The 25,919-nt window shown below is 56.7% G+C and carries 19 protein-coding genes; 5 read left to right on the top strand and 14 right to left on the bottom strand.

The window, feature by feature from the left end; translation table 11 throughout:
* Window positions 1-2: 2 nt before the first annotated feature.
* From A6F49_RS07655 to dut, 7 genes are all read right to left on the bottom strand, one after another.
* Window positions 3-977 (bottom strand): aldo/keto reductase, encoded by a 975-nt coding sequence (locus A6F49_RS07655; RefSeq protein WP_043057921.1) that lies wholly within the window; start codon window positions 975-977, stop codon window positions 3-5.
* 3 nt (window positions 978-980) lie between these two features.
* On the bottom strand, window positions 981-1,484 hold the full coding sequence (locus A6F49_RS07650) for a hypothetical protein (protein WP_150119421.1): 504 nt from the start codon (window positions 1,482-1,484) through the stop codon (window positions 981-983).
* 152 nt (window positions 1,485-1,636) lie between these two features.
* Window positions 1,637-4,342 (bottom strand): aconitate hydratase AcnA, encoded by a 2,706-nt coding sequence (gene acnA / locus A6F49_RS07645; RefSeq protein ID WP_043057920.1) that lies wholly within the window; start codon window positions 4,340-4,342, stop codon window positions 1,637-1,639.
* Between the two features lie 159 nt (window positions 4,343-4,501).
* Window positions 4,502-5,980: a class I SAM-dependent RNA methyltransferase gene (locus tag A6F49_RS07640; RefSeq protein ID WP_082911654.1), complete on the bottom strand. Its 1,479-nt coding sequence runs from the start codon at window positions 5,978-5,980 to the stop codon at window positions 4,502-4,504.
* A 144-nt stretch (window positions 5,981-6,124) separates the two neighbouring features.
* Window positions 6,125-6,904, bottom strand: coding sequence for a DUF3159 domain-containing protein (locus A6F49_RS07635; RefSeq protein WP_052504867.1), 780 nt, complete (start codon window positions 6,902-6,904; stop codon window positions 6,125-6,127).
* A gap of 21 nt (window positions 6,905-6,925) precedes the next feature.
* A complete protein-coding gene (locus A6F49_RS07630) occupies window positions 6,926-7,591 on the bottom strand; it encodes a DUF3710 domain-containing protein (RefSeq protein WP_161485790.1) in 666 nt (221 codons plus the stop codon).
* Window positions 7,592-7,679: 88 nt separating this feature from the next.
* A complete protein-coding gene (dut, locus tag A6F49_RS07625; protein WP_043057918.1) occupies window positions 7,680-8,168 on the bottom strand; it encodes a dUTP diphosphatase in 489 nt (162 codons plus the stop codon).
* Between the two features lie 114 nt (window positions 8,169-8,282).
* Between dut and A6F49_RS07620 the strand changes: the two genes are divergently transcribed.
* Entirely contained in the window at window positions 8,283-8,891 is a 609-nt protein-coding gene (locus A6F49_RS07620; protein ID WP_082911653.1) for a DUF3093 domain-containing protein, read from the top strand.
* 109 nt (window positions 8,892-9,000) lie between these two features.
* On the opposite strand, the gene A6F49_RS07615 is transcribed toward A6F49_RS07620, so the two are convergent.
* The gene (locus A6F49_RS07615; RefSeq protein ID WP_043057917.1) at window positions 9,001-9,300 is read right to left on the bottom strand and encodes a DUF4193 domain-containing protein; all 300 of its coding nucleotides are present in this window, start codon (window positions 9,298-9,300) and stop codon (window positions 9,001-9,003) included.
* A gap of 300 nt (window positions 9,301-9,600) precedes the next feature.
* On the opposite strand from A6F49_RS07615, the gene sepH reads away from it, so the two are divergent.
* Entirely contained in the window at window positions 9,601-10,839 is a 1,239-nt protein-coding gene (gene sepH / locus A6F49_RS07610) for a septation protein SepH (RefSeq protein WP_082911652.1), read from the top strand.
* A 39-nt stretch (window positions 10,840-10,878) separates the two neighbouring features.
* Here sepH and A6F49_RS07605 read toward each other — a convergent pair whose 3' ends face one another.
* From A6F49_RS07605 to A6F49_RS07595, 3 genes are read right to left on the bottom strand one after another with little or no spacing between them, the layout of a single operon-like run.
* On the bottom strand, window positions 10,879-12,048 hold the full coding sequence (locus tag A6F49_RS07605) for an alkaline phosphatase family protein (protein WP_043057915.1): 1,170 nt from the start codon (window positions 12,046-12,048) through the stop codon (window positions 10,879-10,881).
* Window positions 12,045-12,632 (bottom strand): DUF5998 family protein, encoded by a 588-nt coding sequence (locus tag A6F49_RS07600; RefSeq protein WP_043057914.1) that lies wholly within the window; start codon window positions 12,630-12,632, stop codon window positions 12,045-12,047. The genes A6F49_RS07605 and A6F49_RS07600 overlap by 4 nt, the downstream gene beginning before the upstream one ends.
* A gap of 27 nt (window positions 12,633-12,659) precedes the next feature.
* Window positions 12,660-15,413, bottom strand: coding sequence for a bifunctional acetate--CoA ligase family protein/GNAT family N-acetyltransferase (locus A6F49_RS07595; RefSeq protein ID WP_043057913.1), 2,754 nt, complete (start codon window positions 15,411-15,413; stop codon window positions 12,660-12,662).
* Between the two features lie 55 nt (window positions 15,414-15,468).
* Between A6F49_RS07595 and A6F49_RS07590 the strand changes: the two genes are divergently transcribed.
* Entirely contained in the window at window positions 15,469-18,000 is a 2,532-nt protein-coding gene (locus A6F49_RS07590) for a DNA gyrase/topoisomerase IV subunit A (RefSeq protein WP_043057912.1), read from the top strand.
* 27 nt (window positions 18,001-18,027) lie between these two features.
* Here A6F49_RS07590 and cydC read toward each other — a convergent pair whose 3' ends face one another.
* The 3 genes from cydC to A6F49_RS07575 all read right to left on the bottom strand — a co-directional run bounded on the left by cydC (window position 18,028) and on the right by A6F49_RS07575 (window position 24,244).
* Window positions 18,028-21,513 (bottom strand): thiol reductant ABC exporter subunit CydC, encoded by a 3,486-nt coding sequence (gene cydC, locus A6F49_RS07585; RefSeq protein WP_052504866.1) that lies wholly within the window; start codon window positions 21,511-21,513, stop codon window positions 18,028-18,030.
* 95 nt (window positions 21,514-21,608) lie between these two features.
* On the bottom strand, window positions 21,609-22,628 hold the full coding sequence (cydB, locus tag A6F49_RS07580; RefSeq protein WP_043057910.1) for a cytochrome d ubiquinol oxidase subunit II: 1,020 nt from the start codon (window positions 22,626-22,628) through the stop codon (window positions 21,609-21,611).
* A 38-nt stretch (window positions 22,629-22,666) separates the two neighbouring features.
* On the bottom strand, window positions 22,667-24,244 hold the full coding sequence (locus A6F49_RS07575; RefSeq protein WP_043057909.1) for a cytochrome ubiquinol oxidase subunit I: 1,578 nt from the start codon (window positions 24,242-24,244) through the stop codon (window positions 22,667-22,669).
* A 274-nt stretch (window positions 24,245-24,518) separates the two neighbouring features.
* Between A6F49_RS07575 and A6F49_RS07570 the strand changes: the two genes are divergently transcribed.
* Both A6F49_RS07570 and A6F49_RS07565 read left to right on the top strand, forming a co-directional pair.
* Window positions 24,519-24,893, top strand: coding sequence for a BlaI/MecI/CopY family transcriptional regulator (locus A6F49_RS07570; protein WP_043057908.1), 375 nt, complete (start codon window positions 24,519-24,521; stop codon window positions 24,891-24,893).
* Window positions 24,894-24,965: 72 nt separating this feature from the next.
* A complete protein-coding gene (locus A6F49_RS07565) occupies window positions 24,966-25,883 on the top strand; it encodes a M56 family metallopeptidase (RefSeq protein WP_161485789.1) in 918 nt (305 codons plus the stop codon).
* The last annotated feature ends 36 nt before the right edge of the window (window positions 25,884-25,919 follow it).

The raw sequence follows: 25,919 nt of genomic DNA, 5'->3' as shown, positions 1-25,919 counted from the left end.
ATTTAGAATAGGGCAATCTTCTCGACGGCAGGAAAGATCTCGTCTAACTCCGCGAGGTCATCCGCCGTGAACTGATATTCAAGAGCTCGCGCATTCTGTTGAACTTGCTCCACTCGAGTAGCTCCGGCAATCACAGATGCCACGGGATTTTGCGCCGCTAACCAACCAAATGCTACATCGACCGGACTCATGCCGCGTTCTTCGGCAAATTGTGCATAGCGAGTTAGCTGGTCCCAGTCAGCATTTTTGACCATGTGTTGACGAACATACGATAGTCGGGCACCAGCCGGTCCTCCGCTGGGATTGTATTTTCCGGTCAATAGGCCATTGTTTAAGGGGAAATATGGGAACACCCCCAAGTTAAAAGCCCGTGCTGCAGGCAGAACCTCCAACTCCGCTCTGCGATCCATGAGGTTGTAGTGGTTTTGGGCAGAAATGAACCGTTCTGTGCCCAACTCTCGAGCGACGTATTCGGCCTGTGCAATTTGCCAGCCAGCAAAGTTTGAATGCCCAATGTAGCGGACTTTACCCTCGGTAATGAGATGGTCAAGGGCAGCCAGCGTCTCATCGATCGGTGTCAGCGGATCTGGGGTGTGATATTGCAGTAAATCGATGTAATCAGTCTTGAGGCGCTGCAAAGACGCATCAACCGCCGTGATGATATAGCTGCGGGATCCTCGTGCACCAAAGTCTGGTCCATTGGCGCCTTTCATGTCCATCCCAAATTTCGTGCTGATGACCACGTGATCTCGTCTCGTAGCCAGAGCCTGTCCGAGGTACTGTTCGGAAAGGCCAGGAGTCTTGCCATAGGTATCAGCCGTATCGAAATACGTAATACCGGCATCAACGGCGGCGTTGACAACTCGGATTGCTTCTTCGGGCTCTTCTGTAGCAGATTGTGAGCGTCCCAAATTATTGCAGCCGAAACCGACGGCAGAGACCACCAGTCCAGAATGGCCAACACGGCGATATTGCATTGTTTAGCTCCGTTCTACCCGCAACCGGTCACTTCGGAAGTCAGTCTTCTTAAGCGCTTCCTGTGCAAGCTTCATCGCCTTGCTACGGTGCACCGTGTGCACTGCGATACTAAACGCCGGTTCATCGGGTGCCATTTGATATGCATCAACGGTGCCCAGACCTCTCCAGCCGAGCAGTCCCGAATACGCTATGGTGAATTTTTCTGCATTGGTCATTTCGACCTGGGTAGGGGTTGTCCCCTTAAATCTTATTTTGACCGTCACTGTCTCGTGTTCAGTATCGACTACATCCACATAATGATCGGTAAGGTTCTGTTGTTCAAAAGATGCCAGCAGGACATCAGCTTCGGCTGCATCGGCGACTTTTTCGACCGTAGTCGTCCCGGTGTCACCCACTGATCCGTGGTGAAGCACAAATTCACCGGCTTCTTCTTCCCACCAGGCTTCGCGGTAGTGGGTTGGGCGTTGCGCGCCGTCGGCAGTGTGGTACATACGAAGAATGCTCACAGGAATCCTAGAGATAGATACGGGTGTATAGCAGTATTGATACTACCGGGAGGTTTCGGGTGCATCATACAGCGTAATGGCCCGGCACCCACCGTCTGGGTACCGGGCCATCGTTACGTCAAAGGGTTCGACGTGTCAGCTGAGTGTTCCGCTTATTTGTTCTTGGCGGCCATCTGACGCAGGACGTACTGCAAAATACCACCGTTGCGGTAGTAGTCCGCTTCACCTGGTGTATCAATGCGAACCACTGCATCGAATTCGGCCTTGGTGCCGTCTTCCTTGGTTGCAGTGACGTGTACGGTCTTTGGAGTCGTTCCGTTGTTGAGTTCCGAAACACCCGAGATGTCGAAGGTTTCGGTACCGTCAAGGCCCAGCGAGTCGGCTGATTCACCGGCTGGGAATTCCAGTGGGAGCACACCCATACCGATCAGGTTCGAACGGTGAATACGTTCGAATGATTCGGTGATGACGGCTTTGACGCCGAGCAGGGCGGTACCCTTGGCTGCCCAGTCACGGGATGAACCGGAACCGTATTCTTTACCACCCAGAACAACCAGCGGCGTGCCGGCTTCCTGGTAGTTCATGGCTGCGTCGTAAACGTATGCCTGTGGGCCGCCTTCTTGGGTGAAGTCGCGGGTGAACCCACCTTCTACGCCGTCTAGCATCTGGTTACGGATGCGGATATTCGCGAAGGTACCGCGGATCATGACTTCGTGGTTACCGCGACGGGAGCCGTAGGAGTTGAAGTCCTTGCGTGCTACACCGTGCTCGAGCAGGTACTGACCGGCAGGGGTGTCGGACTTAAAAGCACCGGCTGGGGAGATGTGGTCGGTGGTGACCGAGTCGCCCAGTTTCAGCAGAACACGTGCTCCAGTAACGTCCTGGACAGGTTCTGGCTGCAGCGTCATGCCGTCGAAGTACGGAGGTTTGCGCACATAGGTGGATTCTGGATCCCAAGCGAAGGTGCTGCCTTCTGGGGTATCGAGGCCCTTCCAGCGGTGGTCACCTTCGAAGATCGTCGAGTATTCTTCGGTGAACATCTCAGTATCGATCGACTTGCCGATGATTTCTTCGACCTCAGTTGGGTCTGGCCAGATGTCTGCTAGGTAGACATCGTTGCCCTGGGAGTCCTGGCCCAATGGATCATTTTCGAAGTCAAAGTCCATGGTGCCGGCCAGCGCGTAGGCAACAACAAGTGGCGGTGAAGCCAAGTAGTTCATCTTGACGTCCGGGTTGATACGGCCTTCGAAGTTACGGTTACCGGACAGCACGGAAGTTACTGCCAGGTCGTTATCGTTGACCGCCTTGGAAATCTCGGGTGCCAATGGTCCTGAGTTACCGATACAGGTGGTGCAACCGTACCCAACGATGGAGAAGCCCAGTTCTTCCAAGTGTGGGATCAGACCGGATTTTTCGTAGTATTCAGTCACCACACGTGAACCCGGTGCAACCGAGGTCTTGACCCAAGGTTTGGAGCTCAGGCCTTTCTCGACGGCGTTGCGTGCTAGGACAGCTGCAGCCATCATCACCGATGGGTTGGAGGTGTTAGTGCACGAGGTGATCGAGGCGATCGCGACTTTGCCGTGATCCAGTTCGAATTCGCGACCGTCGCTCAGGGCGACCTCAGCGGTGCGGGATGGGCGGCCCTTGCCGGCCTCATCGGTGTCTGCGAAATCGTGGATGTCTTTGCGGAACTGGTCTTTAGAGTCGTCCAGGATGATGCGATCCTGGGGACGACGTGGTCCCGAGATGGATGGGACGACGGTGGACAGATCCAGTTCCATGTATTCCGAGAATTCGATCTCCTTGGACGGATCGTGCCACAGGCCCTGTTCCTTGGTGTAGGCCTCAACCAGGCGAATGTCTTCTTCAGAACGACCGGTCAGGCGCAGGTAGTCGAGTGTAACCTGGTCGATCGGGAACATCGCAGCGGTCGAGCCGAATTCTGGCGACATGTTTCCGATGGTCGCGCGGTTTGCCAGGGGCACCGAGGTGACACCTTCGCCGTAGAACTCAACGAATTTGCCGACGACGCCATGTTCACGCAGCAATTCGGTGATGGTCAGGACCACATCGGTAGCGGTGGCACCTGCTGGGATTTCGCCAGTCAGTTTGAAACCGACAACGCGCGGTACCAGCATCGAGACTGGCTGGCCGAGCATTGCTGCTTCAGCTTCAATCCCGCCAACGCCCCAGCCGAGAACACCGAGACCGTTGACCATGGTGGTGTGGGAGTCAGTACCAACACAGGTATCTGGGTAGGCGCGCAGGACGCCGTCGACTTCGCGAGTCATGACGGTGCGTGCCAAGTATTCGATGTTGACCTGGTGAACAATACCCATGCCAGGAGGAACAACTTTGAAGTCGTCAAATGCGGTCTGGCCCCAGCGCAGGAACTGGTAGCGTTCGCCGTTGCGTTGGTATTCGATTTCGACGTTGCGCTCAACGGCATCTGGGGTACCGAAATGGTCAATTTGAACCGAGTGGTCAATGACGAGTTCCGCCGGTGCTAGTGGATTGACGAGTTCAGCGTCACCACCCAGATCTACAATGGCTTCGCGCATGGTGGCCAAGTCGACAACACAGGGCACACCGGTGAAGTCCTGCATGAGCACGCGGGCCGGAGTGAACTGGATTTCGGTGTTTGGCTGAGCCGACGGGTCCCATTTGGCCAGAGACTCAATCTGCTCCTTGGTGATGTTCTCACCATCTTCTGTGCGGAGCAGGTTCTCAAGCAAAACTTTCAGCGAGAACGGAAGTTTCTCAGAACCTTCGACTTTATTGAGTCGAAAAATTTCGTACTCAGCACCATCGACGTCCAAGACGCCTTTGGAACCGAAGCTATCAACTGTAGTCACAGTGGACTCCTCTTTTCCCGCCCACGAGGGGCGATTCTTTGTCCTGTGTAAGCTGTGTCGCGCAACGCATGCAAATGACACGTCAGGGGCACTGCCGGTGCGAACCGCCCAGCCCGGTCACAGCATGCGTGGGCGGTGTGGCTTTTATTCTAACGCGACTTAGCCGAGGTCGCGCGATTGTCTCAATGTAGCCGATGGCCGAAAAGTGGTCACCGTCTCCATGTGATAGGTGTCTGGGAACAGGTCGTAAATCGTACTGTCTTCAATTTCCCACCCGTGTTCGACAAGCCATTTCGTGTCACGCGCAAACGATGCGGGGTCACACGAGACATAAACGATCTTTTCAGCAGCGAGTTGATGAATTCTCGTAATCGTGGCTCGACCTGCACCTGCCCGCGGTGGATCAAGGACCACGGCATCGACTCGACGACCGTCGAGTCCACCATTGGCCATCGCAGCCTTCGGGCGCTGCAGCCAAGACCCAATGATGCGATCGGTGAGACCATTGATCACATAAGCTTGCTTCTGGTCGTGCAGGTTCTTCCGCGCATCACGCGAAGCACCAGGAGAAGCCTCAACAGACAGTACGACACCGTCATTGCCAACTGACTCGGCAAGGAACTTCGAGAATAGTCCAGCACCGGCGTATAAATCCGCTATGACTTGACTTGGTTGTGGATCCAACGCGTCCATGACAGCTTCGACCAGCGTTGATGGGGCATCGCGGTGTACCTGCCAGAAACCATCACCGGATACCCGAAATGTGTGGGTTCCGAACCCTTGTGTTTCAACAACCTCGGTCAACCAGGTTCGACCGCGTAGTCGCACCATTTCCAGTGGCCCAAATTGCTTACCGCGCAGGCCGACAACCACCGAGACCTTGGATGGAAGGTGGATCATGCGCTTACGCCACTGGGCAATATGCTGCTCGAGTTGCTTTTTATTTGCTGCAACAGCCTCCAGCGGGAAGACCACCACGAGGACTTCTTCACCGTGAGCAGGCGTGGCGACTTCGACACGCGCAGCACCTGTGAAATCAATGTCCCACAGCTGCAGGGCATCAAGTTGACGAACGCCCAGCGGAATATTGCGTACCGGGACGACTGTGGCCGAACGATGCACATTCATTGCTAACCGGCCTGTGGAGGTTACTGAGAAAGCATTGCGCGTCCGCCAGTGCAATCCAGTGGGTTCGTCTTCGGTAATACCGACAACTGCGGCTTCCACATTGAGCTTGCCAATGCGGGTCATGGTGTCACGGAATACTTGCGCTTTGAGACGGCGCTGGTGCTCTAACGTAATGTGGCCAAATTCCGCTCCCCCAACTGGGAAGCGGCCGGAAGCGTGGGCACGGATGGAATCCGCGAGCTTCCACTGGTGTGAACGACGAAATTCGGAAGGCCGAACGACTGACACAGTATCCGCACGCCAGAACCGGGCGTCGTCTCCCCCTGCCGTGACTGCCGCATTGACGATTTCACCTGGGATCGCATGACGTACAAAAACGACTCGACCATCATAGCGAGCGACACAATGCCCGCCGTGGGCCATGGCGCCTACTTCAAGTGTGAGGATCTGGCCAGCATCTTTGTCATGTGCTGCCAGATGCGCGGCAGTTTGTGAACCTGTGCTTGTCATTGATCGCCCTGCTTCAAATCTTGGTGTGAGTGGTACTGGATTGTGTAACTCGGCAAACCGAATTTCACGCGGAATTCATTTATCAATGTCCATTCACCATAGTATCGCTTCGCATTGTGTGATGTATCACCGTGACGTGTAAGTTCATATTCTTGGCTCGGTCCCGCTCTCACCTGGGGTGTTAGCATCTGATGAAAATTGGGCTCGTGTCATATGTCGGTTTTTCGCCGGTTTTGAGATCAGCCAGCCGAACCACAAGACCAGCGCGTAGAGGGGTACACCCATGACAAGACGTGCAGTCCCCAGGGCTACTACATCATCTGCCCAATACATTGGGAGCTGGACAAGCAGACGAGACCCAAAGACCAGCACCATCAACAGGGTTGCGATTTGGTATTTTCTTCGACGAATGAGGTCCTTTTGCCAACCAATTCCCTCGCCGCGGATCCATCCATAGATGAGTCCCATGATGGGCCATTTCACAGCCATCGATAAAGCGAAGACCGCCCCATATGCCGCCGAGATGTAAAAGCCGATCACGTAATAGCCACGTGCATCATCTTGGAGCAATGCCACTGCGGCAGACACCGCCACACCTAAGACCCCGGCTAGGGCTTGTGTGAGCGGTTGTTTTTGTAGAAGGCGCACGAGGCTGGCTAGTGCTGCCAGGCCTACTGCGAAAAGTGCTGAAGTCCACACGTCGGTGGTGATGATGAACGCGATGAGAAAGACCAGCGCCGGCACAATAGCCTCGGCAATGCCGCGAAACCCACCGACTGACGCCAGAAGATCTAGTTCGCCTGATCTTGTCACAGCGGTTCGGCCTGCAAGCTTCTTTGCGACTTGTTCGAGCTGTTCTTTGTTATTTGTTGGCTCGTGTTCCGCGTTGTCCATGACCGTGCTCGTTTCCGGTTCGTTATGCAATAAATTGTTCCTGACCGGCGCCTATTGTTGGGCGTTTGGCTGTTGTTGTTTTGCTTGTTGGCGTCGACGCGTTGCAGCTTCTCGCATGGCCGTCACCACGCTTTCAGGTGGTATCAGCTCCAGCATCTGACGGGCAGGTAGCGGACGTTCACCGCGGTCAATCACGGTATTTTTCAAAATGTCGTAGAGTACGTCGGCTTCGTCTTTTTGGATGGCTGCTTTGCCCATAAGCATTGCTCGAATCATCCACCGGGGACCATCAATACCAATAAATCGTGCGATGCGTTCGCCCTTACGGCCATCTGGAAGTTCAGCTGGAATTCGGATGAGCAGTTCATTGCCAAATTCGCCTTCTTGGACGGTGACCGATGCGCCTTGAGCGCTCTTATTCTGGTCATACATCTCTTGACGAATTTCTTCCCACTGACCCCCGGAGCGCGGAGCGGCAAATGCTTGAATTTGCAGCGTGGAATTGTCATGAACGGCCGAAACAGCGAATACTTTTTGCTTCGACTGTTCTTGTTCTAATCGATAGGAAACATTTTTGCGTACGGGAACTTTGATTGCCCCCAGGTCCATGTAGCCCTTGCTGAAGTCATGGGTCTCAACTTCGGAAATATCGAAGGGACCTTCTGGACGTTGATCAGCGACGGGGTCGTCTTCTGCGTCCCGTAGGTGTTCAGGCAAGACAACAGTTTCGGTTTGAACGTGTCTATTGCGTCCAAAAAGCATCGTACAACTTCTCCTTTAAATTCTTCCCGACGGCGCTTCTAGCTTACTGCCGAGCACTGAAACCACCGGTGGAACCAAAACCTGCATCCTGACGGATGGAGTTTGGAAGCTCATCAACGATCATAAAATCAGCCTGATACACCGGTTGAATAACCAACTGTGCGATGCGTTCGCCGCGCTTGAGCTCGATGGTTTCGTTGGGATCCAAGTTAATGAGCGCCACCTTTATTTCTCCTCGATACCCGGCATCAATGGTACCTGGAGCGTTAACGATGCTCAGGCCCGCCCGTGTTGCCAGACCGGAGCGCGGATGAACGAAACCAGCGAAACCATTCGGGATAGCTACGGCAACACCGGTCGGGACGAGTTGGCGCTGACCCGGTACCAGCGTCACGTCGATGGTGGTCACCAAATCTGCTCCGGCGTCACCGGGGAGCGCATAGGTTGGAGGCGCAATACCGTCGTCCAGAAGTTGCAGCTCGATGTTGAGCTGATGTGGGGAACGATCATGGTCAGACGGTGAGGTTGGCATGCAGTGCACTCTCCTGGCGCTTATGTTCAATAGTATCGGTCCACAGTCTAGTCGTCGGTAGTGAGTAACACCCAAAATAGGAGTCTCCTCGGCCAGGCCTGTAGGCTGGAGATCATGACAGAAAATGCGGACAAACGAATAGGACCGGGAGGTTCACCGATCGTCTATCAAGAGACGCTTCGACCCTCATGGTCTATGTGGTTATTGGTATTACTTGCCGCGGCGCTTGGTTGGCTTACATTAGCTCCCTTAAGTATTGGCTGGGGCGTTGTGTCGGGTGTGATTGTGGCTGGTATTGCAGCGTTCGGGCTATTTGCCTCATCCTCGGACGTTACCGTGACCACTACTCATATCCAGGTCGGACGTGCCACCATTGGGCGTGAGCATGTTGGCGCGGTGATGGGTTACGTAGGCGATGAGGCATTCGCTCAGCGAGGCCGAAAACTCCATGGACTGGCTTACCTACATCTTCGCAGCTGGATTAAACCAGTGGTCCGCATTCAAATCGAAGATGCTCAGGACCGTACCCCGTACTGGTTGACATCGACTCGCAACCCAGAAGAGCTGGTGTCTGCACTGGGTGGTTCCATGCACGTGGTCGAGGACGTCCAGGCTGACGACGAAGATATTCCAGAATGGTTAATCGAAGCCGAGCGACAGCGACTGGAAGCAGAACAAGCTGAAGACAATCGCGAACAGCCAAACGATAATGGCGTGCGCTGATATTCACTGTTAAAACAGGCAAAGGGGCAACCGTGAAGATCACGGATAGGCCCCTTTGTTGTCTGATCGACAATAAAGCATTAAACAGTCGCGCCTCGGGCGCCTGGTGTTAGCCTTCGCAGTCGGTGCAGTACAGCAGACCGTCTTCTTCAAGCGCGACCTGCGAACGGTGACGAACCAGGAAGCATGAAGCACAAGTGAATTCGTCTTGCTGAGCGGGAAGAACAGTCACTTGCAGCTCTTCGTCGGACAGGTCTGCACCGGGCAGCTCAAATCCTTCTGCCGCTTCGGCTTCATCTTCGTCTACGACAGCAGACTGCGTGTCAGTGCGGCGTGACTGTAATTCCTCAATGGAGTCCTCGCGAAGCTCTTCGTCGTTCTTGCGGGGAGCGTCGTAATCCGTAGCCATGAATCTCGCATTCGGTTAGGTGTTCGCATCAGTTTTTGATGCATTCTTTCAGATGCTGATCTACGTTCTATCACGAAGGTGAACAGCTGCGAGGCAGATTCACCTTAGGCAGATTCTGTCTCGCGTTTCGTGGTGATCTAACCTTATTGAGGGCTAGTTTGCAAATTGGGATCACGAGATGTCAAGAGTGTGGCTAAGATGACCGCTGAAATATGCGCCACACCGCGTAAATTCCCTGCGTTTTACCAGGATACATGGCAGAGTTCACACAGAAGCAGTAGATAGGTTCGGAGGCCTTGCATGGGTTCAACTATCAGGAACGATTCCGCTCGTCGGCTTCGTTTAGTGGGAGTTGCTGATAACGCAGACGAGTTGGTCTTGTCTAACAGTGACGGTGAAGAGTTTTACCTGCCTATCACCGACGCGTTACGCAACGCTGCCACGCGACCAATCGGCAGACCATCAGCTGCCGCCGCCGACGAGGCAGCCAAAGAGCTTTCTCCGCGCGAAATCCAATCGATGCTGCGCGCCGGCGCGACAGTGGACGAACTTGCCGAGCAACACGATCATGATCGCAGCAGCCTGGAAGTGTACGCCACACCGATCATTGCCGAGCGTGATTGGATTGCTCGCCAGGCTCAAGACATTGAAGTCGCGGCACCACAGCTTGGCAACCAGGCCTACGAAGCGGTGTTTGGTGATGAACCAGCACTCCTTGGCGAAATGGTGAGCCACCGGCTAGAAGCCATGGGGCTGGATCCAGAGACTCTTGAGTGGGACGCCTGGCGAGATGCTGATTCCACTCTCTGGACCGTTTCAGCAAACTTCTCGGTTCAAGGCTTGGCGGACTCCTCGATTGGGGATCCTCCCCCAGCATTGTGGAACTACAAGCTGCAATCTCAACATCTAGACAATGCCAACCATTGGGCCCAAGTACTCAGTGAATTTGGGCCTGCGGACTCTCCGTTGGCGTCGACGTCCACACGAGGCTTCTTAACGACGGTAGGCGATCATCCATTTGATGTTGAGTCTGATAGCTTTCCAGGACGCGAACCTCATGCCCAGAATGAGGCACAGGAAGAACTCCTAGATGTGTTACACGCTCGCCGCGGACAACGTCTAGGAGTTGACGAAGAATCCGATGACGAACTGGCCGCGATGATCACTCGCGAAGAACAGCCCGCGATCCCCCACCGACCTAAGTTAATCGTCTCAGAAGACTATGACGATTTAGACCACGAGGTTTCGGCAGTTACCACCGAAGTGGAAGTCGCCTGGTCCGACGACGAAGCAGAAGACCCGGCGCATTGGGATGGACGTGAAGTCGTAGCAGGCGAATTTGTGCCAGACGACGATGAAGCACCACAAGAAGCGCATGCACCAGTACCGAAGCCTGCTCAAGCAGAGACTTCTGAGGATACTGATGATGAGGCAACCAGCGACGAGCCGAAGAAACTTGAGCAGCCGAGTCGTTCGCGCAAACGCCCGACGGTCCCAAGTTGGGACGAGATTATTTTCGGCACAAGAAAAGACTCTTAGCCGCGTCGTGCTCAGGCGCTGGCCTGAGCTGCCGGCAGCTTAGGGCGCTTGCAGCACCAACCACGGTACTCGCACTTCGGCCGAGGTCGGCGCTCCGTGGTGTCCGACCATTTTAAAACTATGTGGCGCCGCTCGCCTACCGTCGTATAAGGCCACTGGCTCAAAGCCTGCTACCAGAATGTCGCCGATCCGCTGTTGAACCCGAGATGTCACGCTGCCGAACCAACCGGTTTCAATAGCCTGTTGTCGAGTCAAAACCCAGGCTTGATCGCCGAACCGTCGAACCCATGCCGCCAGTGTGGCTTGTCGTTGCTCATCAGTCGCCGCAGTCTCAAAGTGCAGCTGCACCATACGTGGCTCACCGGCGGTGTGAGCAACATGTTCAATAAGTTCCTCGTGCTGAGAAAAATCGATCCGATGTTCTGGTCTCACCTCGATCATGCCGTGATCTCCGGTGACCGCCACCAACACACTGGTCGGAAGTTTTCGGATCAATCGCCGAGCCTGTGAATCAATTTCTTCTAAGACTTCCAACCACGTCGTAGAACCCGGCCCGTGTTGGTGACCGGCCTTATCGAGCTCATTGACGTAGAGATAGATCAGATTCCCTGGCTGCTGAGCTGCTTCCGCGGCCTGCATAAAACGTTCACCAAGATCGTCGGCTGCGACAAAACGAGGGCCCTGTAACGAAGCTCTGGTCAGGGCTGAATCTTCAAACGCCGACAACGAGATCGTCACCGGGCAAATGTCGTGAACGCCCGCTTGTCGTTCTTCGTTGAGTTGCTGAAAAACGGTTGGGGCCGATTGCCAGGTTTCTGGATCGGTACGCTCATCCCACCCACCAAGTTGATTAATCACAACTTGACGGTCGGGGTCGTAGACGTCGTAGCCTACCAGGCCGTGTTGGCCCGGGGACAAGGCTGTGCCCAACGAGGACAGTGCCGCTGCAGTCGTTGAGGGATAGACCGATGACATTTCGGTTTGGGCTGCCGCTTGGTGTTTCATCACCCGACGGAAAGTTGGGGCGTGGGCGGCATAGTGTTCGAGCTGTTCCAGCCCGAGACCGTCAACAAGCAGCAAGATCGCCGACGATGCTAGCGGTAACTCCAAATGGTTGTGTGATGGTGCACCAAGGCTTGCGGCAAGCGAAGGTATCACGTGTGTGAGGTTACGCTGAGAGTTATAGCCTGCAGGGATCGGGGCACTCATGAGGCGTTATCAAGGATGGCGTCGCGAAGTTTACGGCTAAATGCCAGGGCTTTATTGACGGCTTCTTGGCCGTCGGCCTTCCCAGCAATGCGCAGCACAAGATCCTCTGAGATTCGCGTTCCTAAGTAGCCGTGGTCGGCTTCGCAGTTGGGATCATCACACAGATTGGGCACGAATTCCATGCGTGCGCCTCCGGCCCAGCTGAGCACCAGGGTGACTTCGGAAGGTGGGTCGCCGGGCTGGTAATTTTGCGGATTATCATAGCCGGTGGTCAGCACGCAGGAACCGACTTTGGACAGTGGGATGATTTCGGTAGCCACCGAAGCCTTGGCCGGGCCCTCTTCCATTTCATCTTCGAGGTCGTTGAGGTGCAGGGCTGCCAGGAGGTTACCTTGTGCTAGCACCAAAACCGTGATGTGTCGGTGCAAGTCGTCGTAGCTGAAGTGGGTTTCGACGTGTACATAGTGACTCAGAATCTCCCGGTCACCCAGTTGTTGGCCCATCACATCGGCCACGAGCTGCGGGTAGAAACCAGCACGTTGAATGTCGAGTGCCAAATCAGTTGGCAATACGGGATACGGCATCGTAATGTGTTTTCGTCCTTTGCACGATTAATGATTCAGCAGCGCACGGCGTGCCGAGTCGGTACGTACTGCAGCATTTGCAATATAGATTTCGGCTTTCAATACGGTGGTGGCTTCCGAAGCGGCAAGCAGCGGGTTGAACCGGATGCGGGCAACCTGTGGAAGATCGTCTTTGAGCTGTGACACTCGTGCCAGGAGGTCTTTGATCCCCTCAACGTCTACCGCTGGGATATCACCGTAACCAAATAGTTTAGCCGAAGCACGTGGTGTTCGGATAAGTCGTTCGAGGTCCTGGTCAGACAGCGGTGGTACCACGTGCACCCAGTCATCAAGCAGCTCAACTGCATCACCCGAGATGCCAAAGGAAATCACTGGTCCAACCAGCGGGTCCTCCACAGCAGCAACGATACAGCCTTGTCCGGCTGGCGCCATCGTTTGCACCTCGATTGACGGGGAACCATATGGGGCAAGTACCTCACGCATGGATTCAATATTGGCTCGCAATCCTTCTGGGGTTTCGATATTCAGTCGCACACCACCCAGATCTAACCGGTGGCGCAAAATGGTGTTGTCAGCTTTCAGTGCTACCGGGTACCCGAATTCGTCAGCGTAGTCCAAGGCCTCTTCGATGGTTTGGAAACGACGCGACGGCAGCACGTTAATGCCGTAGCATTCCAACAGTTCATCGGTTTGGGCTCGTGACAATTTCACCAGTTCGGTTCCGGTAGCGTCCTGGGTCCACTCATTGACCAACTCTTCGGCTTTATACCGATCAATGTCTTCGTATTCGATCGCAATGCCGCGTTCGGCTTCACGCCATGCACGGTATTGGACCAATTCGGAGAGCACGTGCACAGCTTGTTCGGCCGAGGCGTAAATGGGCAGCCCAAATTGTTTGGGTTTCACCCGCTCGGCGTCGTCACCCTCATCGACCGGCCCCTGTCGGAGTTTGCCATTGCTGATGACCGATGTTGGTCGGAAGTTCTTTTCCAACACCGAGGTAAACGACGCCAAGATGGTCACATCGGTATCCCCGGCAACCTCGTTGATCGCCTGAGCGACTTTGACCGCGTCTCCTTCCTGTTGGTACATCCCCGATTGCACCAGCGCGATGATGGCATCGGTTTGTCCAGATTGCACCACGGTTTCGATAGTCTGCGTCACGGCTTGGATGGTTTCTTCAACGGGATGTTCGGCATCAAGCATCCGAATGTCTTGGACGCCAACGACCTCCAAACCCGCGGTGCGAGCGTTTTCTACGGTCAGACGGTTCAGTGCCGGTGCGTTGCCGATCACGGTCAATCGTGGTCCAGCGGGTACGGGTTGGCAAGCCAGCACCTGCAAAATGTCCATCATGGCGGTGTAGCTGTCGGTTTCAATTGCCCCTGCTTGGCGCAGCATGGATGGTACCGTGCCGTGCGGCGCCTCGGTGGTCCGGGTCGCGTGCCCCGGTGGGATTCGGCGCCCCATCCCGTGGGAGCGCGACACCACGACGGGTTTCTTGCGCGCTAGACGTCGTACGATGCGCGAGAACTTGCGTGGATTACCAAACGATTCTAAATAGAGCCCTACAGCACTCGTGCTGCGGTCGTCCTCTAGGTACTGCATGGCGTCGTTACCTGAGACATCTGCGCGGTTGCCCGCATTGATCATCGAAGAAATCCCGATGCCCCGCTGGGTGGCGGCGGTAAATAGCATTGCTCCAATGGGAGCCGACTGGGAGAACAATCCTATGGACCCGTGTTGCGGTAGCGCCGGTGAGACCGAAGCATTGAGGCTGATTTGTGGGTCAGTATTGATGATCCCGGCCGAGGCAGGACCAATAACGCGCATGCCGTGGGCACGGGCCACACGAACCAATCGGCGTTGTTCGGCCAGTCCTTCTTCCCCGTCAAAACCATCGGTGACAATCAACAGGCCTTTGACGCCGTGTGCGGCGCAGTCTTGCACCACCGATCGGATCTGGTCGTACGGGACCGCAATGACTGCCAAATCAATGTGTTGGGGCACCTGAGCAAGAGAGGCCCGTGAGATCATGCCGGCAACTTCAAAGGCATCTTTATTGATCCCGTACACGGGTCCGGTATACCCGCCTTCGATAATGTTCTCGATCAGAGCAAAACCAATTGAGCCCCACTGTCGGGAGGCACCGATGACTGCGATAGATTCAGGCCGCAGCAATTCGGCAACCGATTGGGCTTCAGCACGGTGCTCACGAGATTCCATGACGGCACGGACTCTGGCGGTGGGGTCAACGGGGAATTCGACGACGACGACGCCGTCTTCAAAAGATCGTTTAATATCGAAACCGGCAGCTTGAAAGACGGTCAGCATCTTGCGGTTTTCTGGCAGCACCTCGGCGACAAATGAGCGGATACCGTTTTCTCGAGCGGCTGCGGCCAGGTGTTCCATGAGAATTGAGCCCAGCCCACGTCCTTGATGGGCATCGGCAATATTGAAAGCCACTTCGGCTTCAGTTGATTCACTGAGCCGGTCATAGCGGCCGATCCCCAAGAGTTCATCGCCAAGGAGGATCACAAATGCGACACGATCCACGTAATCAACTACGGTGAAACGCTCGAGTTCTTTGGCTGAAAGCTGGGACTTATACGTAAAGTAGCGAAAGTAGATAGAATCTTGGGATTGACCCTCGTGCATTTTTTGTAATGCCTCGGCGTCATCTGGGGAAACCGGGCGCAATCGGGCTGTAGCGCCATCACGCAGCAGCACGTCAGCTTCCCAGTGGGCCGGATACGGGCGTTTGGTTATCTGCTCAGCCATATGATTATCTTAAGCCACAATCAGGACGTGGTATCCACGTGACGGGAAAGGTCAGATGTCAAAACGTTCAAAATCTAAGGCTTCGGCGAATTCGAGTACTGCAGTGGTACCAACCGAAGACCAGAACATTATCGACATTGATGTTGCATCCGAAATGGAGCACTCTTTTTTGGAGTACGCCTATTCGGTGATCTACTCGCGTGCCCTTCCTGATGCACGTGATGGGCTGAAACCCGTGCAACGGCGCATTCTGTACATGATGAACCAGATGGGCCTGACCCCGGATAAGGGCCACGTTAAATCTGCTCGTGTGGTTGGCGAAGTGATGGGTAAGCTCCACCCGCACGGGGACTCGGCCATCTACGATGCGATGGTTCGTCTAGCCCAGGATTTCAACCTGCGCTTGCCGTTGGTCGATGGCCACGGCAACTTTGGTTCCGTTGACGACGGCCCGGCAGCCGCTCGGTATACCGAAGCCCGCATGTCGCAGGCCGCGGTGGCTATGACGGCGGATCTGGCCGAGGATACGGTGGATTTTGAGCCCAACTATGACAACCAGATGCAACAACCCACCGTGTTGCCTGCGGCTTTCCCGAACCTGTTAGTCAATGGTGCGGCGGGTATTGCCGTTGGTATGGCCACCAATATGGCGCCCCACAACTTAGGTGAGGTCATTGCTGCGGCACGGCATTTACTTGAGCATCCCGAGGCCGATACCAAGGCCCTGATGAAATTTGTCCCCGGCCCGGATCTCCCCTCTGGGGCGCGCATTGTGGGGCTGGATGGCATCAAGGAAGCCTATGAAACCGGGCGCGGTCGGTTCACGATGCGCGCGACCGTAAACGTTGAACAAGTTTCTGCTCGACGCACCGGATTGGTCGTCACCGAGCTGCCCTATGGGGTCGGTCCTGAACGCATCATTGATCGACTCAAGATCGCCGTGAATGCGAAAAAAGTCGTGGGCATCGCCGACGTCGTAGACCTGACCGACCGACACAACGGGATGCAACTGGTCATTGAACTCAAGGCCGGTTTCAATCCCCAGGCCGTGCTGGCCCAGCTGTATAAGCACACCCCGCTCGAAGAAAACTTCGGGATGAACAATGTGGCGCTGGTCGATGGCCAGCCACAGACCCTGGGGTTGAAAGATCTGTTGAGCGTCTATGTCGATCACCGTCTCACGGTGGTACGACGTCGTACAGCGCACCGCCTTGGCAAACGCAAAGACCGTCTGCACCTGGTTGAGGGCTTGTTACTGGCCCTGGTGGATATTGATGAGGTCATTGAGATCATCCGCACGTCGGATGATGCCTCAGCTGCACGCCAGCGGCTCATGATGGTCTTTGATCTCACCGAGATTCAGGCTAATCATATTTTGGAACTGCGTTTGCGACAGCTCACGAAGTTCTCGCGCATCGATTTAGAAACTGAACGCGATGACCTGCTGGCTGCCATTGAGGCGTTGGAAAAGATTCTGGGTTCGGATGCGGTATTGCGCGAAACCGTCTCGAATGAACTGGCCGAAATGGCCGAAAAGTTTAATGATCCCCGCCGCACGAAACTGGTCAAATCCGAAGAGTTGGCGCCTGCTGTGACGGCGTCGTCGTCGAAGGCTGATCGTGCTGCGGCCGCATCCGCACTCTTGGTACCCGATGATCCGTGCTGGGTGGTGTTATCGGCCTCAGGTCGCCTGTTGCGCACCAAAGACCAGACACCGCTGACGGGCCAGGGTCGCCGTCGTCGGCATGATGTGTATACCTCGGTGGTGGCTACGACTGCTCGCGGCGAGGTCGGTGCTCTGACGGACACCGGGCGGATTATTCGCCTTAATGTGGTGGAGATTCCGGCGTTACAGGAGGCTACCGGGACTCCGGCGATGACCGACGGGGTCAAAGTCAGTGACTTCATTACATTGCAGCGCGGCGAAAAGATCATTGCGATGGTGCCGTTGAATCGAGTGTTGGCGCTTGGGACCCGCAATGGTGTTGTGAAGCGGGTTCGTGCCGATGACTGGCCGTTGAACCAGGATGAGTTTGAAGCGATTACCCTCAAAGACGGTGACACCGTGGTTGGTGCTGCTGCATCGCCGGAGGATGACGACCAGTTGGTATTTGTGACCGAGTCGGGTCAGCTGCTGCGCTTTGCCGCCGAGCTGGTGCGTCCACAGGGCCGTTCTGGTGGCGGGATTGCCGGCATGAAACTGGTAGACAACGATCAGGTGTTGTCCTTTAGTGTGGCTCCGGCGGCTGAACTCGACGAGTCGGTGGTGGTGACCGTCACCAAGACCGAGGATGGCATGTTAGATGCCTCCCCGACGGCCAAGGTGACCACGTTGGAAGAGTTTGCAGCCAAGGGCCGCAATACCCAGGGGGTGCGCGCGCATCGGTTCTTACGCGGCGAGATTGCGTTAGAACTGGCGTGGGCAGGACCGCACCCGCTGGCCTCGACCACCGGCGGGGTGGCTCGGGCCTTGCCGCAGGAGCACTCCGAACGCGATGCTTCGGGCATTATGTTGGATTCGGCCATCGGTGTGATCGGCCGAGGTGCTTCGCCGGTGCTGCCATCCCAGGACGCTGATCAGGGCTAGCCCGACGGTGTGACTCCCCCGGCTGGCCTAGCGCAGTTGGAGGGAGTCGGCCATCGAAGCGAAACGTTGGTCGTGGGTGACCATGATGACGATCTTGTCGGCCAGCGCGGTTTGCAGGTCGGCGATCAGTGCAGCGGCTTCATCGGCCCCCAGGTGGGCGGTGGGCTCATCGAGCAACACGACCTGGGCGTCGGCCAGAAGTGCCCGGGCCACGGCTACGCGTTGACGTTGGCCGCCAGAAATGAAATGCCCTGACGGTCCCAGACGGGTGTCGAGGCCTTCTGGTGTGCTTGCCATCCAGTCGGTGAGTCCCACCGTGTCGAGCACCGCGAAGAGTTCTTCATCGGTGGGGCGCTGGGAAGGTTCTCTGGCCAGGGCAAGATTCGAGCGCAACGTGGAGTCAAATAGGTAGGCTTCCTGCGGGCACCAAGCCACATGCTGCAGTGCTTCGGCGGGATTAGTGGTTGCGGTAGCCAACCGGTACGTGCCATCCACCGGCTGTAAGAACCCGAGCAAAACGGCCAGCAGCGTTGACTTTCCGGATCCCGACGGACCGGTGACCACCACGAAATCCCCCTTGGACGCCGTCAGGGATAACCCATCCAGCACGACCGGGGCATCCGGTCCATAGCGCACCGTGACATCATCAAGGCGCAGCGTGTCAATACCGGTCTCCGTGGTGTTTTCGAGCTCAACCCAGTTGGCACCGGGCGTGGAGCTTTCTTGTAACAAGGGCAAGAGTTTGGCCAGCTGATGGTTCAGGATACGAGATTCTTGGGCGGCCTGACTAAATAATCCGAAGGATTCAGCAAGGGCGAGCATCAGCATCACAACCAGTGCGGTATTCGGCGCGGAAATACCATTGCTGATCGCAACCCACATGGTTTGGACCGCAGCCCAGGCCGAGATCAAAGTGGCCAGCCCCTCCCCCAGGCCCGCGGCCAAGCTACTGCGCTTCAGGGGTGCCGATGTGCGCGCATCGGATGCTACGAAGAGATCGGCGGCGCGTGTCGCCATCCCGTTGTCTGCGGTGTCAGCTGCTGAACCGAATAACCGCCAGACGGCAGAAACCAGCCAGGTGCGGTGGTCCGCCAGCTGGGTGGTGGTTTTGGCATCCACGAGGTGAACGACAATGGGCACCACGCCAAAGGCCAGAATCCCTGCAACCAAGGCGGGCCACCACGACCCGGGAGCCATGTAGGCAACAATGCCGGTGCTCACCAACCAGGTCAGAATGGCCGCTGGTATCGGCACAATAACACGGGGCACGGCGTCCCGGAGCTGATCGACATCAGAAATCAGCACCGAGAGGGCTCCACCGGAGCGGGTGAGCCGATTCCACTGACCGGCTTGGCTGCCCAGGGCATCCCAGACTTTCAGTCTGATGCGATTGGCCCAGCTCAGGACCGCATCGTGGACGGCGAGTCGTTCGGCATACCGGAACACTGCTCGTCCAATGCCGAAGAAGCGCACTGCGACAATGACGGCCAGCAGGTACAAGATGGGTGGCTCGTAGGACGCTTGGACGATGAGCCACCCCGATAAGGCAGACAATAAGGCGCCTGATAACAGTGCGGCCACGGCCCAGCCGATGCCACCAATGAATTTGCCGTCGTTCAACGGTAGGAAGCGCAACCAGTCCGCCAAGCCGACCGTGCGTCGTGGCGCGGCATCCACTACGACGGGCTGGGTGTCAGCTTCGGCGGCTGGAGTTTCGTCATCTCCGACTTCGAGCTGCGAACCCACCACGGTGTTGCCAACCAGCTGATGGGCATCTTGATGGATCAGTTCATCGTGTGAGGACACCAGCAGAATAATCGGCAGCTGGGAGCCATCCGGTAGGGTTCCGGCGGCCAGTCCCCGCAGCATGGTACGGATGCGGGCGGCTGAGTGAGCATCGAGGTGCGCGGTGGGCTCATCCAATACCACCAGCCAGGTGCCTTGTGAATCGGGCTGGGCGACGGCGGCGAGCAGTCGGACCAGCACGCGTGCAAAGCCGAGGCGACGTCGCTCCCCCGGTGATAAATCGTCAATCCGTCGGGCCTGGTATCCGGCCAGTCCGGCGGACTCCAGCCCCAGCCCCATGGCCGTTTCACCTGCCGCTTCTGGTTGGATTGCTTGGGCGGCCAGGCCGAGTTCGTCATGCACGGTTTCGCTGACAAACGTGGGGTGCTGGCTCAGATAGGCCACGGGACGATCAGTCAACCCAGCGGTTTGACCGTCAAAAGTCGCCTCGGTGTCGGTCAAAAGGCCTGCCAGGGCTTTGAGCACGGTGGATTTACCGGTGCCGGAGGCGTCACCGAATACCGTGTACTGGCCGGGGGTGAGTCGAATACTGAAGTCCCGGACCACCGGTTCCAACCCTTCTACCGCATAGCGCGGCACCGAGACCGTCTCCTCGGCGTCGTCAGAAGCAGCCTTGTCCTGTTTGATTTGAGCGTATTGATGCGGCGTCAGATATTCCGGGCCCGTGTAGGTTGGGTGCTCGATCCGGCGCAACGCCTTATAAGCAATCGTGACGTCGCGCAATTCAACGGCGTCCTCGTCGCGGTTTGTCGTGTCCAGCAGCTGTGCCATCGTGTGAGGTACCGGCTGGTTGATTTGTGCTTTGGCGCGTTTGAGCGCTTCGACGCCGTCCTCGGAGGCGTGATAGGCCGAGCCAATATCTCGAAATGGCAGATACACTTCTGCGGCCAGGGTGAGGACCATGATGCCGGCGTAGAGCTCCATGGAGCCGTTGACCAGGCGCACCCCGATAAAGACCGCAATAATGGCCACCGACAGCGTGGAAATCAGCTCGAGCGCCAGCCCCGACATAAACGCGGCCTTCAGCGTGTTCATCGTGGTGCGCTGATAGCTATTCGACACGTCTGCGAGCGCTTTGCGCTGCATTCCAGCCCGGCGCAGTCCCACCAGCACGGGGAGACCGCGGGCCAGTTCCAACAGGTGTTGGGAGAGTTTGTGCAATCCGGAGGCTGCCTCGTCGACGCGGTGTTCGGTGAAGCGGCCGATCAGGATCATAAACATGGGGATCAGCGGGAGGGTCAATACGAGGACGACGGCACTGACCCAGTCGTGTACCAGGATCCAAATGCCCAGGCCTAAGGGAATGATTGCCGCCGAAACGAGGGCGGGCAAAAAGTCGGTGTAGTAGTCGTCAAGCCCGTCGAGGCCTTTGGAGGCCAGGATGGTGTCTTCACCGGCCCGGTCGGCGTGGGCGCCGGCTGCGGCCAGACGGTGGCGAACGAGTTGTTCGCGCAGGTGTTCTTTTTCACCCAGTGCCCCGCGGGTGGCCAGCACCTGTTGGCCCCATTGGGCCAGTCCGCGGAGGAGGGCACCGCTAAAGCCGAGCGCCAGGGTGGTCAGAAAGTGACTGCTGGTGGTGTATTGCATCAGGGATTCGATGAGCCCTGGTGCGGTGCGCGGTGAGTTGAACAGCAGCTGCAGCAGCTGCGCGGCGTCGGATGCGGGCAGCGAGGCTGCCAGGTGGCTGATGCCGCGAGCCAGGGCCACGGCGATGAGGATCCACCCGGTGAGTTTGACCGCGGCGAGGACACCGAGCCCGATGAAGGCTCGACGTCCGGTGCGTGAGGTTGGGAGTTCTGGGATCAGACCGGCGTCACCACTGCAGATTCAGGGATGTGCTGTTCGCCGAGGCGTTTGCGGAACATCCAGTAGCTCCAGGCGGAATAGGCTAGCACGATCGGTAAGAAGATCGCGGTGACGATCGCCATGATGGTCAGGGTGTAATCCGAGGACGACGAAGACGTCACCGTGAGGTTGTAGGCCGCATCGATCGTAGACGGTAGCACGTTGGGGTACATCGAGGTAAAGATCGCTCCCACACCCAGGGCTACGAAGATGACCATGCCGGTGAAGGTGAGGCCTTCTTTGCGCTGGCGCGAGGCGAACCAGGAGATGATCATTCCGGCTGCTGCCAGCACGACCATACCTCCTGAGGCGACCTTGGGATAGCGCAGCACCACTCCGATGACCCAGATGGCAGCCGGCAGCAGGTAGATCGGCAGGTAGCGGCGCAGGTGGTGGTTGCCTGCTTCGCGAGGCGCGCCCAGGGTCTTCAGGGATAGGAATGCCCAGCCCATGGCCAGTGAGACGCCGACAACGGACAGTCCACCGATGACAGCCCAGCCATTGAACCAGGCAAATGGTCCGCCGACTCGGTCGCCGTATTCGTCTAATGGCAAGCCTGTTGAGGTCAGCGCTAGCATCGCGCCGATGGCGAAAGCTGCAAAGAAGGAACCCCCGGCCATGCACCAGTCCCAAATATTGCGGGCTCGTTGGCTATGGGATTTGCCGCGGTATTCGATAGAGACCGCGCGCAAGATCAGCGCCAGCAGTGCAATGGTCAACGGTATGTAGAGCCCGGCGAACATGGAGGCATACCAATGTGGGAATGCGGCAAAGGTCGCTCCGGCTGCGGTAACCAGCCACACCTCGTTGCCATCCCACACCGGTCCGATCGTATTGAGGAGCACGCGGCGCTGGGATTCGTTTTTGGCCCAGCCTTTGAGCAGCATGCCCACGCCGAGGTCGAAACCATCCAGGACCAAATATCCGATCCACAGCACTGCGATCAGAATGAACCACAACGTTGGAAGAAATTCCATGAGAATGTATTACCTTTCTATTGCTGTTGTGGCCCGCATCAGTATGCGAAGGACAACACATCGGACGATGGCTTATCGCGGTCGTCGTCATCGTGTTGCTCATCGGCTAACAGTTCCGGCATACCTGCTGGGTGGCCACCCCGGGTATAGCGCACTAACAGCACGATTTCAACGACGAGCAACAGCGCATAGATCAACGTCAGGGCGATCAGCGAGAACAAGATTTCCTCGCCACTGACCCCGGGTGACACTGCCGCTGCGGTGAATTGCCACACCTGATCAATACCGTTGAGATTGGGCGCCACGGTAAATGGTTGGCGGCCCATCTCAGTGAAGATCCAACCCGTCGAGTTGGCGGCAAACGGCGCCAGAATCGATAGCCAGGCCATATTCATCAGCGTCTTGTCATACGGCACCGTGCCCTTTCGTCCGATGAATAGGCCGATGGCTGCCGCCAGAGCGGCAATTCCACCAAAGGTGATCATCAGACGGAAGCCCCAGTAGGTGACTTCCATGATCGGCAGGTATTCGATCTCTGCACCGGCGCGTTCGCCGTAGCGTGGATCGTCGGGCAGGTGCGTGCCGAAGGCTTCTTCATACTTCGGGATCAGAGTGTTGACGCCTTCAACCGGGGTAGTGAAGTCGTTGTGGGCAAGGAAGGACAACAGCCCTGGGATTTCAAATACCCCGACGACGTCGTCACAGGTCGTAGCCCCGCCGCTGTCGCCGCTAGCGACTGACAACACCGAGAATCCAGTGCCGTCGTGACAGGCGGCTTCGGCCGAGGCCATCTTGAGTGGCTGTTGTTCGATCATCATCTGGGCTTGAGTGTGCCCGGTAAAGGCCGTACCCAAAAATGCCACGATGGCGATCCACCCGCCCCAGCGAAATGATGAGCGCCAGCCGCGATAGTCTGCTTCGTCCCGGGCCTTGGAGCCGGAGGAGCCAACGACGACGTAGCCCTGTTCATCCACCGTATCGATGCCGTCTTTACGGCGCTTCCATAGGTGGTACCAGGCGATGCCCAACAGCATCGATCCGGCAACCGCCAGTGCCCCAAAGATGGTGTGCGGGAAATGGATCAGCAGGGTCGGGTTGGTCATCACGGCCCAGAAATCAACCATTTCGGCGCGCCCGTCAACGAGCTCGATGCCAACGGGATGTTGCATGAATGCGTTGGCGGCCAGAATAAAGTACGCAGAGATCACCGACCCTAGTACGGCCAGCCACAGGACTGCCAGGTGGATGCGGGGGTTCACGCGTCCCCAGCCAAAGACCCAGATACCGATGAAGACCGATTCTAGAAAGAAGGCGATGAGTGCTTCCATGGCCAGCGGTGCGCCAAAGACGTCGCCCACAAAGCGGGAGTATTCACTCCAAGCCATACCGAATTGAAATTCTTGGACCAGACCGGTGGCAACACCCATGATGAAGTTAATCATGAAGATCTTGCCCCAGAATTTGGTCATCCGCAGGTAATGTTCTTTACCTGTCCGATGCCAGGCGCTTTGCATTGCCACTAAGACGATGCCCAGGCCAATGGTCAACGGCACCATCAAGAAGTGGTAGACCGTTGTGATTCCGAACTGCCACCGAGCTACCTCAAGAGGATCCATTAGGGTCCCTCCCCACCAGCACAACTTGCTGATGATCGAAACGTCGGAAAGTACATTTGCGCCACGCCACATGGAGTTCTTAGTTCGTTGAGCGCACAGATACCGGCTGCTTTTCAGCCATTCCACGCTCATCATAACCAGATTTCTACGCATTGTAGAAATCATGTTTCTACGTGACGTAGAAATTCCTCTCACAACCCCGCTACAATGAATGACGAACTCACACTGGCCGCTTCATGCGGCCGATCATCACTGACACCAACCGCTTTTTGCGATGAAGATAGAAGGGATCTCATTGGGCGAACTTGAACAAGCGATTATGGACTTACTGTGGGATGCAGCCGAGCCGATGACCGCAAACCAGGTGCGCGACCTGTTGGCCCAGCGCCATGAAAGTGGCCCTGCGATCACCACGGTCCTCACCGTGCTTGGACGGCTACATAAAAAGGGCTTTGTCGTCAAAGATGATGCTCGTCGACCTCACGAATTCTCGGCCACAACCTCTCGCGAAGAACACACCGTTCAGCTATTGAATGACGTGCTGGGATCCGCCGTGGACAAACACGCTGTGTTGGCACGATTTATTGGTGGCATCGATCCGTCGGACGCGCAAAAAGTCCAGCAGCTGCTGAGCTCGCGCGACCAGTAGATACCAGCCGACCGGAGGTCTATTCTGACACCGTATGCGCTCGCAGTCCTAGCAATCCTGTTGGCCTGGCCTGTGCCACTGTGGCTACAGCAAGCCAAGTGGCCCTCTCGCGCGCCAGGTGCAGCACTGATCCTCTGGCAAGCCATCGGTATCAGCGGTGGCCTGTCCTTGGTGACTGCACCTCTAACCTGGGGGCTCCAGCCCTTTGGGCCCGGCATTCTTAGCGGGGGCTCCGAATTATGGCGCGTAGTCCAATCCGACGGGATCGAAGGTCTGGCTTACGACCCGCGATGGCACCCATTAGGCTTTGCCGCCATCACACTGGGGTGCATCATCTTTGGACATCTGGCCCTTGTACTGGTGCACACCGCCTATCGAACCTTTACCCAACGCAAAAAACATCGTGAATTCGTCGAACTGTTATCGGCCTCGTTGCAGGAGCATGACCGCGAATTACTCGACGGTTCACATTCGGCGCAAACCACCCGCGTTCTCCCGGTTGACCACCCCCTGGCGTATTGCCTGCCGGGGGTCAACCAACCGCTTACGATCGTTTCTCAGGGGTTGCTGGATAAATTATCAACGCCACAGCTCAATGCGGTCCTGTCGCATGAAGCCGCTCACCTGACACAGCGCCACGATCTGTTGCGTCTGGCATTTCAGGCCTGGCATAAGGCGGCTCCATGGCTCCCGGTGACCAGCGTTGCCGTTAATGAGGTCACCGAGCTCACCGAGATTTTGGCCGATGATGTAGCCCTGATGCAGCATCAGCGAACTGACCTCACCACTGCACTGGTGCATACGTTAAATACAACCGAAACCTTCGCCGCCGAAACCGTCCCGTCCAATGCAGCAGACAACTCTCCAACATCTCGACGGTTACTGCGGCTCCTAAATCCCGAAGACGCGTTGAGTTCAGGTAAGGTTGGCCTGGTCGTAATTCTGGCGGTCTTAGTGATCACGGTGCCAGCATTCATTAGTTTGATGTGACCCCAAACATTTGGTCCACTGCAGGCGAAACTATGC

Origin of the sequence: Enteractinococcus helveticum (genome assembly GCF_001657475.1) — a bacterium.
GTDB classification, from domain to species: Bacteria; Actinomycetota; Actinomycetes; order Actinomycetales; family Micrococcaceae; genus Yaniella; species Yaniella helvetica.
This window is presented reverse-complemented; position numbering and strand designations above follow the sequence as displayed.